At 69.1% G+C, this 12909-nt stretch carries 10 protein-coding genes; 2 read left to right on the top strand and 8 right to left on the bottom strand.

Annotated elements, in window-relative coordinates; all coding sequences use genetic code 11:
• Window positions 1-3: 3 nt before the first annotated feature.
• From LRH25_RS02780 to LRH25_RS02765, 4 genes are all read right to left on the bottom strand, one after another.
• Window positions 4-1701: an MFS transporter gene (locus LRH25_RS02780; protein ID WP_141291278.1), complete on the bottom strand. Its 1698-nt coding sequence runs from the start codon at window positions 1699-1701 to the stop codon at window positions 4-6.
• Between the two features lie 69 nt (window positions 1702-1770).
• Entirely contained in the window at window positions 1771-3036 is a 1266-nt protein-coding gene (locus LRH25_RS02775; protein WP_231010129.1) for a c-type cytochrome, read from the bottom strand.
• On the bottom strand, window positions 3033-3725 hold the full coding sequence (locus tag LRH25_RS02770) for a c-type cytochrome (RefSeq protein WP_231010128.1): 693 nt from the start codon (window positions 3723-3725) through the stop codon (window positions 3033-3035). The genes LRH25_RS02775 and LRH25_RS02770 overlap by 4 nt, the downstream gene beginning before the upstream one ends.
• 86 nt (window positions 3726-3811) lie before the next feature.
• Window positions 3812-4522, bottom strand: coding sequence for a glutathione S-transferase N-terminal domain-containing protein (locus tag LRH25_RS02765; RefSeq protein WP_141291879.1), 711 nt, complete (start codon window positions 4520-4522; stop codon window positions 3812-3814).
• Window positions 4523-4753: 231 nt separating this feature from the next.
• Here LRH25_RS02765 and LRH25_RS02760 point away from each other — a divergent pair, with 231 nt between their 5' ends.
• Window positions 4754-5413: a phosphoribosyltransferase gene (locus tag LRH25_RS02760; protein ID WP_231010127.1), complete on the top strand. Its 660-nt coding sequence runs from the start codon at window positions 4754-4756 to the stop codon at window positions 5411-5413.
• A gap of 201 nt (window positions 5414-5614) precedes the next feature.
• Here LRH25_RS02760 and LRH25_RS02750 read toward each other — a convergent pair whose 3' ends face one another.
• The 3 genes from LRH25_RS02750 to LRH25_RS02740 form a co-directional block, all read right to left on the bottom strand.
• Window positions 5615-9244: an amino acid adenylation domain-containing protein gene (locus tag LRH25_RS02750; RefSeq protein ID WP_231010126.1), complete on the bottom strand. Its 3630-nt coding sequence runs from the start codon at window positions 9242-9244 to the stop codon at window positions 5615-5617.
• 8 nt (window positions 9245-9252) lie between these two features.
• The gene (locus LRH25_RS02745; RefSeq protein WP_141290957.1) at window positions 9253-10047 is read right to left on the bottom strand and encodes a hypothetical protein; all 795 of its coding nucleotides are present in this window, start codon (window positions 10045-10047) and stop codon (window positions 9253-9255) included.
• 127 nt (window positions 10048-10174) lie between these two features.
• Window positions 10175-10732, bottom strand: coding sequence for an NADPH-dependent FMN reductase (locus tag LRH25_RS02740; protein ID WP_141290959.1), 558 nt, complete (start codon window positions 10730-10732; stop codon window positions 10175-10177).
• Window positions 10733-10842: 110 nt separating this feature from the next.
• Between LRH25_RS02740 and LRH25_RS02735 the strand changes: the two genes are divergently transcribed.
• Window positions 10843-11499, top strand: coding sequence for a glutathione S-transferase (locus tag LRH25_RS02735; protein WP_141290961.1), 657 nt, complete (start codon window positions 10843-10845; stop codon window positions 11497-11499).
• Here LRH25_RS02735 and LRH25_RS02730 read toward each other — a convergent pair whose 3' ends face one another.
• On the bottom strand, window positions 11500-12903 hold the full coding sequence (locus LRH25_RS02730; protein WP_231010125.1) for an alkaline phosphatase family protein: 1404 nt from the start codon (window positions 12901-12903) through the stop codon (window positions 11500-11502).
• Window positions 12904-12909: the final 6 nt, after the last annotated feature.

Below are 12909 nucleotides of genomic sequence, written 5' to 3'. Positions count from 1 at the left end.
GAGTCAGGGCTGCTCTGCCTGGCGGGCGCGCATCGCGGCCATCGCGGCGAGTTCGGTGGCCAGCGGGTTGATGCCGCGGCTGCGCAACCACAGCCAGCGCGCGCCAACGATGAGGCTGGCCAGCGCAGCCAGCACGGCGATCAGCAGGAAGACGTCGTTGTAGGCCAGGATGTTGGCCTCGCGCGTGAGCTGCTGGCCGAACAGGGTGCTGCCTTGCAGGCGGCGCTGCGCAGCGTCCACCAGCACCCGGCCATAGGACGCGCTGAGCGCGTCGATGCGCCCGCTGACCAGCGGGTCGCCGGCGAGCAGGTTCTGCGTCAGCACTTCCGAATGCCAGCGCTCGCGCATGATCTGGAAGCTGCCCAGCAGCGCCGAGCCGCCCAGGCCACCCAGCGTCTGCGCAATGCCGAAGATGGCCGAGAAGCTGACGATGTGGCTGGGCCCTTGCGCCAGCGCACGCACGATGCCCACCATCATCAGCGGGCCGAGGAACAGGATGGCGGCAAACGAGATCAGCGCCTGGCTGATGTAGAACTGGGCCGGGCGGGTGAGGTTGCTGGCGTCCGAGTCCATCCACGCGCCAATGGCGATCAGCACCGTGGAGACCAGGATGGGCCGCAGCAGGTCGTTCGGGTTCATCGCCCGCACGCTGGCCACCAGCCCGGCCAGCGTGGCCAGCGTGACGACGACGTACAGCGTCACCAGCTGCTCCTGCCCCATGCCCACGGCCGTCAGCAGCCCGAGGGAGCCGAAGCCCTGCTCGGACAGCAGTACCCGCATCACCGCCGCCATCAAGCCGAACTGCAGGATCTGGCTGCTGCCCAGCCAGCGCGTGTTGAGCAACGGGTTGGCGCGGTGGTGCTCGATCAGCAAGGCCGCGGCCACCAGCACGATGGACGCCGCCAGCGACCAGCCCACCCACGGCGTGTGCCACCAGACGATGCGGCCCACCGACAGCACGCCGCACAGCAGCGCCATGCCCGGCACCATCAGCAGGAAGGTCACGAAGTCCAGCGGTTCGAAGGCGTCCACCGTCTCGCTGGGCGGCAGGCGCAGCAGCGCGGCGGCGGCCATGCACAGCAGCGACAGGCCCAGCTCCAGCAGGAACAGGAGCTGCACCTCGTCGCCCTCCAGCAGCGTGGGCGAGATGACGCGCGCCAACGGCAGCGCCACCTGCGACAGCCCGGTGCCGATGACCATGCCGGCCAGCCGCGCCGAGGCCGGCATGGCCTGCATCACGTAGAACAGCGCCACGCTGGACAGCGCGCTGGCGGTGACGCCGCTGAGCGCGCGCGCCACCAGTTCCAGCGAATAGCTGTGCACGAAGAACTGCAGCAGCGCCACGCCCACGAAAGCCGGCAGGAACAGGCGGATGAACCAGCCGGCGCCGAACTGCTGGCGCAACTTGATCAGCAACAGGCTCATGCAGATGTTGCTCATCGAGTAGGCCGCGGTGAGCCAGGCACCTTCGACGCTGGTAAGCCCGAGAGCGCCCTGGATCTGCGGCAGGTTGGCCACCAGCAAGGCGTTGCTGAAGCCGCTGGTGAGCGCCAGCAGCGCGCCGATCAGGAAGTAGGCGACGCGCCGCGCCACCGGGTGCGAAGGCGTGGCCGGCGAGCCCGGCATCATCGGCCGCTCGTGCGGCTGGAAGCGGTAGGCAGGCGTGGCGGAGGAGGCAGGGGAAGGTGCTGGGACAGGCATCTCGCGTGGCGCGGCCGAAGCGGGCCACGCGGCGTCCGACGCTATCAGCGTGCCCGCAGCGCGTCCAGTTCAGCGTGCCCGCTGCACGTCCAGCAACGAAACTTCGGCCGCCTGGTGGCCCCAGGCCTGGCGCAGGTAGCTGAGCAGCGCGGCCAGCTCGGCATCGTTGAGCTGCTGGGCAAACGGCGGCATGCCAAAGGGCCGTGGGTTGCCCGCGGTGGCTGGCGCAAAGCCGCCATGCAACACGCTCTTGATCAGGTTCACCGAAGCCGGCAGCGTGACCGCACGGTTGCCGGCCAGCGGTGGGTAGATGCCGGCCACGCCCTGCCCCTGCTCGCCATGGCATTTGGCGCAATGCTGGCCGTAGAGCTGCTCGCCCTGGCGCAGCACCGTGGCCTCGGCGGCCGGCGCAGGCCTGTGGTCGGCCGCTTCCTGCGGCAGCGCCTGCAGGTAGCCGGCCATGGCCTGCAGGTCAGGCGCGCTGAGGTATTGCGTGCTGCGGTAGACGACCTCGGCCATCGGCCCGGTGGCCATGCCCTGGGGCGCCACGCCGGTCTGCAGCAACGCGACCACGTCCGCCTTGGGCCACGCCGCCACGCTGGCTTCATCGGCCGCGGCCAGCGACGGTGCGTACCAGTTCTCCATCGGGATCAGCCCGCCGCCCAGCTCGAACTCGCCGCGGCTGGCGCCCAGCACGTTGCGGGCGGCGTGGCAGGCCACGCAATGGCCCAGGCCGCGCACCAGGTAGGCACCGCGGTTCCATTCGGCGCCGCGGCTGCTGTCTGGCACGAAGCTTTCGGCGCGGAAGTACAGCGCGCGCCACACGGCCAGCGCCGCCTGCTGGTTGTACGGGAAGCGCAGCGCATGCGGCGTGTTCGCGCGGCGCACCGGCGTCAGGCTTTGCAGGTAGGCCCACAAGGCATCGCTGTCCTCGCGCGTCACCTGCGTGTAGCTGGGGTACGGGAAGGCCGGGTAGAGCAAGCGGCCGTCTCGCCCGCGGCCATGGTGCAGTGCGCGCCAGAATTCGGAGGGGGACCAGCGGCCAAGGCCAGTCTGCGCATCGGGCGTGAGGTTGGGCGCGAACAGTGCGCCAAACGGCGTGTCCACGCGGCGCCCGCCGGCGTATTCAATGCCGCCGCGTTCGGTGTGGCAGCCCACGCAATTGCCGGCGCGCGCCAGGTAGGCGCCGCGCGCGACCAGGGCGGCGTCCAGCGTGGCCGGGCGTTCGCTGGAGACGGGTGCCTCGCCGCGCTGGTTCAGCCAAGCGACCAGTGCCGCGCCGCTGACGCTCAACACCAACAGCGCCAGCAAGATCCGCCACGCGACGCGTTTCATGGTGCGCCACTCCCGCAGCGCAGCGGCGCGGGCGCTGCCAATGCCGCAGCCGGCCTCGCATGCGCTGGCGGGCTTTGCGTGGCCAGCCACGACGAGACGGCGTTCAGGTCATCGACGCTCAGCTTGCGCGCCACGCTGGCCATGCAGTCCGGCGCCAGGGCCAGGCGCTGGCCGCTTTGCCAGGCGCCAAGCTGGGCCACCAGGTAGTCGCGCGGCAGGCCGATCAAGCCGGGCGTGGCCGGCTGCACGCCGGTGAGCTGCGCGCCATGACAGGCCGCACACGCCGGCAGCCCGCGCGCCGCATCGCCTTGCGTGGCCAACACCGCGCCGCGGCTCAGCGAGGCGGCCGTCGCCTGGATGGGCGGCGCGGGCGGGTACGGCAGGTCAAGCGAAGCGAAGTGGCCCGCGATCTCGCGCAGGTAGTCGTCCGACAGCTGGGCCAGCAGGTAGCCCATCGCTTCGTTGTGCCGCGTGCCGGCGCGGAAGCTCAGCAGTTGGTTGTAGAGGTAGCCGGCCGGCTTACCGGCAATGCGCGGGAAGTAGCCCTGGCGCGTGGCCTGGCCCTGCGCGCCGTGGCAGCCGGTGCAGGCCTGCACGCGCTGGGCCATGCTGTCTTCCACCGGTGCGGCGAAAGCAGCCGCACTGGCCCACATCGCCACGGCGCACAGCAGACGGAAGAACAGGTGCATGCAAAGCCCGGGGCGACACAGGAAGCCACGATTGTGACCAACGCCGCCGCCGCGGCCATGCAATCAAGCCCGATCAGCCAAAAGGCTCAGGCTGCCGGTCGCGCGGGGATCTGCAAACCGCGGGCCACGGCCGGGCGGGCCACAAACGCCTTCAGCACGCGCTGCACTTCGGTGAACTCGCCGAAGCCCACCAGCTCGCCCGCACCGTAGAAGCCGATCAGGTTGTTGATCCACGGGAAGGTGGCGATGTCGGCAATCGTGAACTCGTGGCCCATGAGCCATTCGCGGCCGGCGAGGTGGTGGTTCAGCACGCCCAGCAGGCGCTTGCTTTCGGCCACGTAACGGTCGCGCGGTCGCTTGTCTTCATAGTCCTTGCCGGCGAACTTGTGGAAGAAGCCGAGCTGGCCAAACATCGGGCCGATGCCGCCCATCTGGAACATCACCCACTGCAGCGTCTGGTAGCGGCCGTGCGCATCGGCGGGAATGAAGCGGCCGGTCTTCTCGGCCAGGTAGACCAGGATCGCGCCGGATTCGAACAGCGCCAGCGGCCGGCCGCCAGGGCCGTCCGGGTCGATGATGGCCGGGATCTTGTTGTTCGGGTTCAGCGACATGAACTCCGGCGTCAGCTGGTCGTTGGTCGCGAAGTTGACCAGGTGCGGCTCGTAAGGCAGGCCCAGTTCCTCCAGCAGGATCGAGACCTTCACGCCATTGGGCGTGGGCAGCGAATACAGCTGCAGCCGCTCGGGGTGCTGGGCGGGCCACTTGTGGGTGATCTGGTAGTCGGCAAGTGCGGTCATGGCGGATGTGCTTTTCGATGAGGAGGCAAAACCAGTTCGATTCTGTTCCGCCGCCGCGCAGTGCCGTGTCCGCCTCCCAAAGCCCTTGGTCCGCATGCGACCAAGCCCGCCGGCCCGCGCAGGGCGCCCCGTTGCGCTGTAGAAGCGCAGCGCCACCCGGGTTTGTCTGCTGGCAAGGGCACGTGGCTTGCCGCAGTCTGCTACCAACCACTCACCCCCGAGGAGCGTGCGATGGAAACCGTGTTCAAGAACCGCCGCGAGGCCGGCCTGGCCCTCGCCGAGTTGCTGTATGCCTACCACCAGCGCAGCGACGTGACCGTGCTGGCACTGCCGCGAGGCGGCGTGCCGGTGGGCTTCGAAGTGGCGCAGGCGCTGGGCGCGCCGCTGGACGTGCTGGTGGTGCGCAAGCTCGGCCTGCCCGGCCGGCCGGAGTACGCGATGGGCGCGCTGGCCAGCGGCCCCGCCGGCCCGGTGCAGGTGCTGGACCGCCGTATCCTGCAGCTGATGAACGTCAAGGACCAGGCCGTCGCCGAAGTCATCGACGCCGAGCAGCGCGAACTCGCCCGCCGCGAAACCCTTTACCGCGGCGGCCGCCCCCTGCCCTCGCTCGCCGGCCGCACCGTCATCGTCGTCGACGACGGCCTGGCCACCGGCAGCAGCATGCTCGCCGCCGTGCAGACCCTCGCCGCCCAGCAACACCCGCCCAGCCGCATCATCGTCGCCGTCCCGGTCGGCTCCGAGGACGCCGTGGCCGCGCTGCGCCAGCGCGCCGACGAAGTCCTCTGCCTCAGCACCCCGCCAGACTTCCAGAGCGTGAGCCGCTGGTACGAGGACTTCGGGCAGACGGAGGATGAGGAGGTGCGGGCGTTGTTGCAGCAAGCGAGGGGCTGACTGCCGCACCATCGTTGCTGCGATCCCGGCGGCCTGGCGGTGGGCGGACCGGACAATGGCGCGCCCGGCATGCGGCTGCACTACAGCCCGAATTGCCAAGCTGCTTTCCTCATCGATCCTGATGGGTATCACATCAAAGTCGCTATGAAGGTGCCAGAGCAGGAAGCTGGGCGGCTCCCGACATCCAGCCGGGTGGCCCCTTCAAGCCATGCCCGAACCGCGGTCACGCAGCAGGGCCACGAGTTCGTCGGCGCCTCGCGCTCCGTACAAGGCCTGACTGCGCGCCGATGGGGGCAGCAGCTTGTCCAGCGGCAGCACGGTCTGCCCGGTGTCCTGCGCGAACTGGTAGAGCTGGCGCGGCGGCGGCTCTGCCTCGTCTTCCCAGACCAGGTGCAGTGGCGGCGGGAGCAGGGACAGCCAATGGGGAGGCTTTGCCAACTCAGGGGTTACGGCCTTGTGCTGCGGCGCACGCCGATGCCGCACGCCAAGGTCTTCCGGTGCCAGCACCAGGCATAGGGCGCGGGTCGGCGCGTCGGTCCACGCCGCAGTGACTGAGCCGCGGGCCTTGGGCAGGACCACCAGGCAACCACTGGGCGCGCTGCTCGTAGGGTACAGCGCACCGAATTCCTGCAGCTCGCGCTGCAGCTGATGTCGGGCTTCGTCGGACGCCTGGGTCAACCGCTGCACACCCTCGCAAAAGCCTCCCAACCACTGCGGCTCGGCGCGACCCAGGCCAAGCCGAAGCAGGACCGAGCGCAGCAATGGGAACCGCAGCGCAGGGTCAAGCAGCAACAGGGCGCCCGGCCCTTCTTCGCCCGGCGATAACAACAAAGCCAGCAGGTGGCTCCAATGCGCCAGTGTGGCCAGCCCCGCCATTCCGGGTAACAAGCGTTCTGGGCCGACGCCCCGCATCGCACACAGGATCTCGTCCGGCCCGGCAGCGACCTCGGGTTGCCTGCGATCCTGCGCATCCAACCGGGCCAGCAACTGTTTCCAGGCCGGCGCTTCACGAAGCGCCCAGTCGTGCGAGATGCGCAGTCGCGCGCCCTGAGAACGCACCTGGGCCACACGCTGCAGCGCGTCCGTCAACGGCCGGAGCCGGCCGTCGTTTGACCATCGGAATTCGGGCGCTGCGGCCAGGGGTTCGGCCAGCAACGGTTCGATCTGCACCCGCAATCCTTCCAACACGCTGCGCACCTGTTCTGGCTTGAGTCTCGCAAAACCCAGGCCCTGGGCCAGCAAGCGCAAGGCTTGCGCCATTGCCGCCCGGGGATCGGGCTGCGGCCCTGGAACGAGGCCCGCGAGAAAGCCCGCCATCTGCAGCGCAGGCGCCAACGCGGGCGCGCTGTCGCGCAGCATCTGCGCAAATGCTTCGAGCCGCACCAAGTGTCGCGCCAGTTCGGCCACGTTGCCCGTGCCGTCGCGCGCCATCAAGAGAGCCTGGTGCGACTCCATGGCTTGCTGCCATGGCGGGCTTTGCGGCAACACCAGGGCTTCATCGATCAGCAGCTGCAGATCGGCATGCGTAGGCGACGGCAGGTGCGGGCTGCCGGCGAGCACGCTGGCCAGATCGATCTCCAGCGTCGTCACGAGGTCCAGCGCAGTCTTGGCTTGCTCGTGCGAGGCCTTTGGGTCGAGCGGTGCCGGGCTGGCAGCTGCAACCACCGGCGCGCGCGTCTCGCCGGACTGCCAGTAGCGAAAATCATAGACGCCAGCCATGCCCTCTCGCGGCTCCAGAAAGGACAAGCCGCCTTGCAGCAGTACCTCACGCACGGCCTGCTCGGGCTTGGGTGTGCGTGGTGCGCCCACCCGCTCGTGAGGATTCAGCGGCCAGCGTTGCTCCACCTGCTGCACAAGCTCGCTGCCAGCCAGCAATGCGGCCATCTCGTTCACAGTGCCGAAAAGCAGCACCAGATCGTCTTTGGATACCAGCTTGTCCTCCGCATCGACCGGTACACCGGTCGCACGACCGGGTTCGCCGTCCGGATCCTCCTCGCAGACAAAGACCTCGCCCAGGTTCATGCGCTGGTAAAGCGCGCTGCGGAACTCATCCCGTTGCGCATCCCGCAGGTCCAGCTCGGTCTTGCCAAGCAGCCATTCACGGGTGATGAAGTACAGCGCATCCAGCAGGGTTTGGCGCATGTCCGGCCGCTGCAGCGACCAACCCACCACGTGCGGCATGTTGAGGAAGTATTCGATGACAACCTGCAGCGTCACGTCGATCCGGTAGAAGACGGTGTCGCGCACCGTGCCGGGCAGCAGGTTCAGATCGCCGGCTTCGGTGCGTAGCGCAGCCAGTTCACGTGTCAGGTTCAACGCGTGCATCTGCGAGCGGTGTCGCAGCACCCATTTCAGAATCTCTTTATCGGCGGCGTCGGCATTCGAGACATTGCTGCCGGGCACAACGGGCGGCAGTTCCAGCACCAGCTCCAGGTAAGCATCCAGGTCGGCCGGTTCATAGGCAATCAGCAACGGGTGCGAGAAATACGACGAGGCCACGCCGTAGGCCTTCTCGCGCGCGGCCAGGCGCAGGAATTCCATGTAGCCGCGGTCGGTCAGAAAGCAGGTGAAGACGCTCTCGGCGACCAGCTTCTTCAGGTAGTGCACCATCGCCATGATGCGTTCGGACAAGCCGTCGACCTTGTCGAGCTCGTCAATCACGAACACCGGCGCCAAGCCTGCGGCCCGCAGCCGCTCCAGCAGCGTCGGCAGCACTCGGTCGAGCGTGCGCAGACTGAGGTCAGGGATGAAGGTCTTGTCGACATGGCGCTGGCGCTTGCCGGTGTTGCTGGTCGTGCGCTTGAAGGCCAACGACGAGGCCATCGCCGTGAGCAGCCCCAGCGCCAGTGCACTCGCGCCATGGCCAGGCCCGCTGGCCAGCGTACCGCCGGCCACCGCAGCACCGGACAACAGCGCCGCAGCCGGCTTCAAGGCGTCGGCAAACTTCGCGTCCAGCCCGCTGCTTTGTTCGGTGTTGCGGCCGGTCTCGCTGCTCTGCTTGGTCTCGCCGCTGAGTTCCCCCGAGATGCGCTGGTGCGCATTGCAGATGCCATTCAGCGCGACCAGCTCGCGGCTGCCCTGGTCCACGGGCGCACGCACAGGCTGCAACACGCCGCGCTCCAGCGCGCCGATGCGGTCCCATAGCTCGCGCAGCCGTGAAGCCGGCGGGTCTTCCATCAGTTCCAGTTCAAACTGTGCGGCCAGCTCACCGCGCTCCTCAAGCGGTATCGCCTGCCCCAGCCCGGCATCGGACAGCAGCGCGCGCCGGTAGGCCGAGGCGTATTCGCGCAACACCGCGCGATGCAGCCCGAGGATGATCTGCTTGAGCGCCAGTTGCGCCTGCAACTCAACCTTGCTGTCCTGGTCCAGCGCTGGCGGCGCAGGCGCTGCAGGGGCTGCTGCAACTGCCGGTGTTGCAGCCTGCCGGCCGGGCGCGGGCGCTGCGGCAGCCGGCGCCGGAGTCGCAACTGGCGCGGCCGGCGCCTGGGCCTTGGCCTGCTTCGCCTCGGCCCGCCGCACGTCGCTGGGCAAGGCGCGGAAGAGGCTGGGGCCATGCAGCATCACCGGCAAAGGCCGCAGGCCGACCTCACCACCCAGGCTGAGCTTGACGACGCTGCTCAGCACGTCGGCCACCATCGTCGTCTTGCCGGCGCCGCGGTGACCCGAGATCAGGAACGAGCGACCCTGGATGTGGCCGTCGCAATAGCGCCGCAGTTCCTGCTTCAGGATGCGACTGGCACTGGACTGCGCGGTGTAGACCCGGCCTTCCTCTCCCAGCGCGGCCGACTGGTCGCTGAGCGGGTCCGGGGCACGGCGGATGCGGAGCGCCATGGCGGCCTTCAGCCCTTGGCGCTGGCTGAAGCCACAGCCGAAGCCGAAGCGGCGGACGCAGGCTTGTTAGCAGGCCCCGGCGTGGCCGGCTCCAAACCTGATGGCCCCGGGCCTCCCAGCAAGCCGAGCAGCAACCACAGGCCCATGCACAGCAACAGCAAGCCGATCAGCAGGCGCATCAGCGCGGGTGACAGGTTCCAGCCCGTGCTTTCGCTGCCAAAGCTGCCCCAGTGACGGCGGAAGCTGAAGCCCTCGTTGCGCGGCGCTCGCAACTCGGGTGGCGCCTGGCTGGCCTGCAGACGGTTTCCCGGCAAGGACGGCAAGAAGGGCCACAGTCCAAGCGCTGCCAGCACGCAGCCCAGGCCAGCCACGCAGAGCAAACAGGCGACGAGGCCTGCTATCAGCAGCAACTGGTCGCGCACGGTCGATGGCGCAGCGTTGGCCACCGCTGGCACGTCGACCTTGGCGTCCTTGGGCTTTGCATCGCCAGGCGGCGCAGAAGCCGCTGCGGAAGCCGGCGATCCCGGCTGGCTGGCAGCGGACGCGGCACCGGGGGGCAATAGCGGTGGCGCACAACTCACCTGCACTTGAACCTGCTTGGTGCCCACCACCACGGTCGGCTTGCGCGGGCCAGTCTGCTGCCCACAGTTCAACAGCACCGGCGCCGAAGCGTCGGACGCAGCGCCGCTGGCGGCCGGGCTGCTGAGCGGCCCCGGCGAAGACTTCGCCGCACACGCGGATCCCAACCAGAGCATGCCCAGCAACGCGCAGATCAGGTCACGGCGAGACGTCAACATGCGCATCGACAAAGCTCCCGGCGCAGTGGTGGTAGGGCTGCCGAGGCTTATACGCCGGCCACCCCCGCGCGGCAACGGTCACACCTCGCACGGCGCGGTCGCATCGCCTGATCTGGGGACACCGCGGCGCCACTCAACCCGCGAACTGCCGCACCCAGCCAACGTAGGTCGCCATCCACCCCTGCAGAAAGCCCTTGCTGGCCTCGCCGATGTCGCCGTTGGCGTCGAACAGGCCTTCCTTGTTCTGCAGGAAGACCTCGGGCTGCGGCAGCGTGACCACGCCAACGGCGACCAGCACGTTGCGCAGGTGCTGCTGGGCCATGGCGGCGCCGGTGCTGCCGGGCGACAGGCCGACGATGCCGGCGGGCTTGCCGGTCCAGCTGCTGTGGCCATAGGGGCGCGAGCCGTGGTCGATGGCGTTTTTCAGCACGCCGGGGATGGAGCGGTTGTATTCCGGCGTGACGAACAGCAGCCCGTGCGACGCGCTGACCTGGGCCTTGAAGCGTTGCACCGTGGCGGCCTGCTGCGCGTCGTCGTCCTGGTTGTACAGCGGCAGGTCGCCAATCTCCAGCTGGTTGAACTCGACGCCCACCGGCGCCAGCCGCGCCAGCGCGGTGGCAAGCTGGCGGTTCATGGACTGCTTGCGCAGGCTGCCGAGGATCACGGCGATCTGCATTGGGTTCTGGCTCATGCGGGGGCTCCCTGGATGATGGAAATGAGGTGGAGACGCTCGGCACCATACTGCGAAGCGTGCCACCGCGCAGCCAGCCTTCGCCTACACGCCAACCCCTCTTTGGCCAGATGACACCGTCACCCCTGCCCCTGCTCTACAGCTACCGCCGCTGCCCTTACGCGATGCGCGCCCGCATGGCGCTGCTGCAGGCCGGGCGGCCGTTCGAGGCCTTCGAGATCGTGCTGCGCGACAAGCCGGCCGCGCTGCTGCAACTGTCGCCCAAGGGCACGGTGCCGGTGCTGCGCCTGCCAGGTGGCGAGGTGCTGGACGAGAGCTGGGACATCATGCGGTGGGCCTTGGCGACCGCGGACGACCCACACTGGTGGCAGGCAGCTCAGTCGCCGCCCAACCTTGCGCTGCTGCAGTGCAATGACGGTGTGTTCAAGCGCGACCTGGACCGCTACAAGTACCCCGAACGTTTCCTCGATGAGCCTCGCTCTCGCGAGGCCGTGCGCGCCGATGCGGTGGCGGCCCTGCTGCTGCCGCTGGAGGCTCGGCTGCAGGACCAGCCTTGGCTGGGTGGCGAACAGCCCTGTGCCACCGACCTGGCGATTTTTCCGTTCGTGCGCCAGTTCGCGGCCGTGGCACCGCAATGGTTCAGCGCACAGCCCTGGCCGGCGCTGCAAGCCTGGCTGGCCGCCTGGCTGGACGGCGCGCTTTTCGCCGCCTGCATGACCAAGTTGCCAAGCCAGCAGGCGGTGGTCTGTCCAGCGCCGCGCGGCTGATCAACGGAAGCCGTGCCGGTCCGCCAGCGCGCGCAGCTGGTGCAGTTCGGCCAGGTGCTCGTCGCGCCGGCGCACGACTTCGGCGAAGCCTTTGTCCGCGCCCGGGCCGGTGCCGCGCTGTTGCAGCACGCAGGCGGTGCCAAACGGGCCGGGCGGCACGTCGAAAGCAGGCGCCGCGGCGTGGTGCCGGGCGCTGAAGTCCAGCGCGTGGGCGAAGTTGGTGGAGGTGCTGCCGCGCACGCCCAGCGGCTCGAAGCCGAAGCGCCAGGCCAGCATGTTGAGGATGGCGTTGGGGTCGAACGGTGTCGACTCGACATGCCCACGCCGCGCCTTCGGGCCGATGGCCACGCAGGGCACGCGAATGCCCAGCCGGCCGTCATTGCCGGTGGCGGCAAACTCCTCGGGCGAGACCGGGCCGAACGGCGGCGCGACGTGGTCGAAGAAACCGCCCCACTCGTCGTAGTTGACGATCATCAGTGTGCGCTCCCAGTTCGGGCTGGCGCGCAGCGTGTCGTAGATGTCGTTCAGGAAGGCCTGGCCGTCGCGGATGTCGGCATACGGATGGTCGTCCCGCGAGATGCCCATGCCGGTGCCCAGCAGCGCCGGGTCGATGTAGCTGACGGCCGGCAGCCGGCCGGCCGCGGCGTCGCGCTTGAACTCGCTGAAGCGGCGCGAAATGTCCAGCTGCGCGGCGCCCCACAGCGCGGTGACCGGCACGTCGCTGAAGTAGTAGCGGCCGCGCAGGCCGGCGGCCTTGAGCCGGTCCCAGATGGTGGGCAGCTTCGAGATCGCGAAGGTATTGGTCACGCGGTCGGTCTGGCCTGCGTGCATGTAGATGCGGTTCGGGAAGGTGCAGGACAGGATGCCGCTGAAGTAATGGTCGCAGATGGTCCAGTGCTGGGCGCAGCCGGCGTAGAAGGGCAGGCTGCCTGCCGTGTAGTAGCCGATGGGGAAGGTGTCGCCCGCGGGCTGGGGCTTCAGGAAGCCGTCCATCGCGCCGTCATTCACATCGCCGCGGCCGGCGCCGTAGCTGTGGTCGGGGTCGGCGCTGCTGCAGTTCTGGAAGTCGGGCGCGAGGTCGTGCGTCTGCCGCCAGTGGCCCGCGGTGTCGGCAAAGCTCAGGCCCGCCTGCCGGCCTTCGGCGCCGGGCACCCAGCCGAGGAAGTGATCGAACGAGCGGTTCTCCATCATCACGATGACGAAGTGGTCGATGCCGCAGTCCTCGGGCGCCGGCAGTGGCTGGGTGGACGGGCCTTTGGCAGACTCGGCGGATGCCGCCGACGCCGGCTGCGCCAGCAGCGCGCCGGTGGTGGCAGCACCCGAGGCGGCCATGCCCGCAAGCAAGCGACGGCGCTGCGGATCCTGGGGTGACGCAGAAGACGGGTCGTCGTGATCGTTTTGCATGGGGTA

It is taken from the genome of Ideonella azotifigens (assembly GCF_021043325.1).
Lineage (GTDB): Bacteria > Pseudomonadota > Gammaproteobacteria > Burkholderiales > Burkholderiaceae_C > Ideonella > Ideonella azotifigens.
The sequence above is the reverse complement of the archived record's forward strand: the minus strand, read 5'-3'. Positions and strand labels throughout refer to the sequence as shown.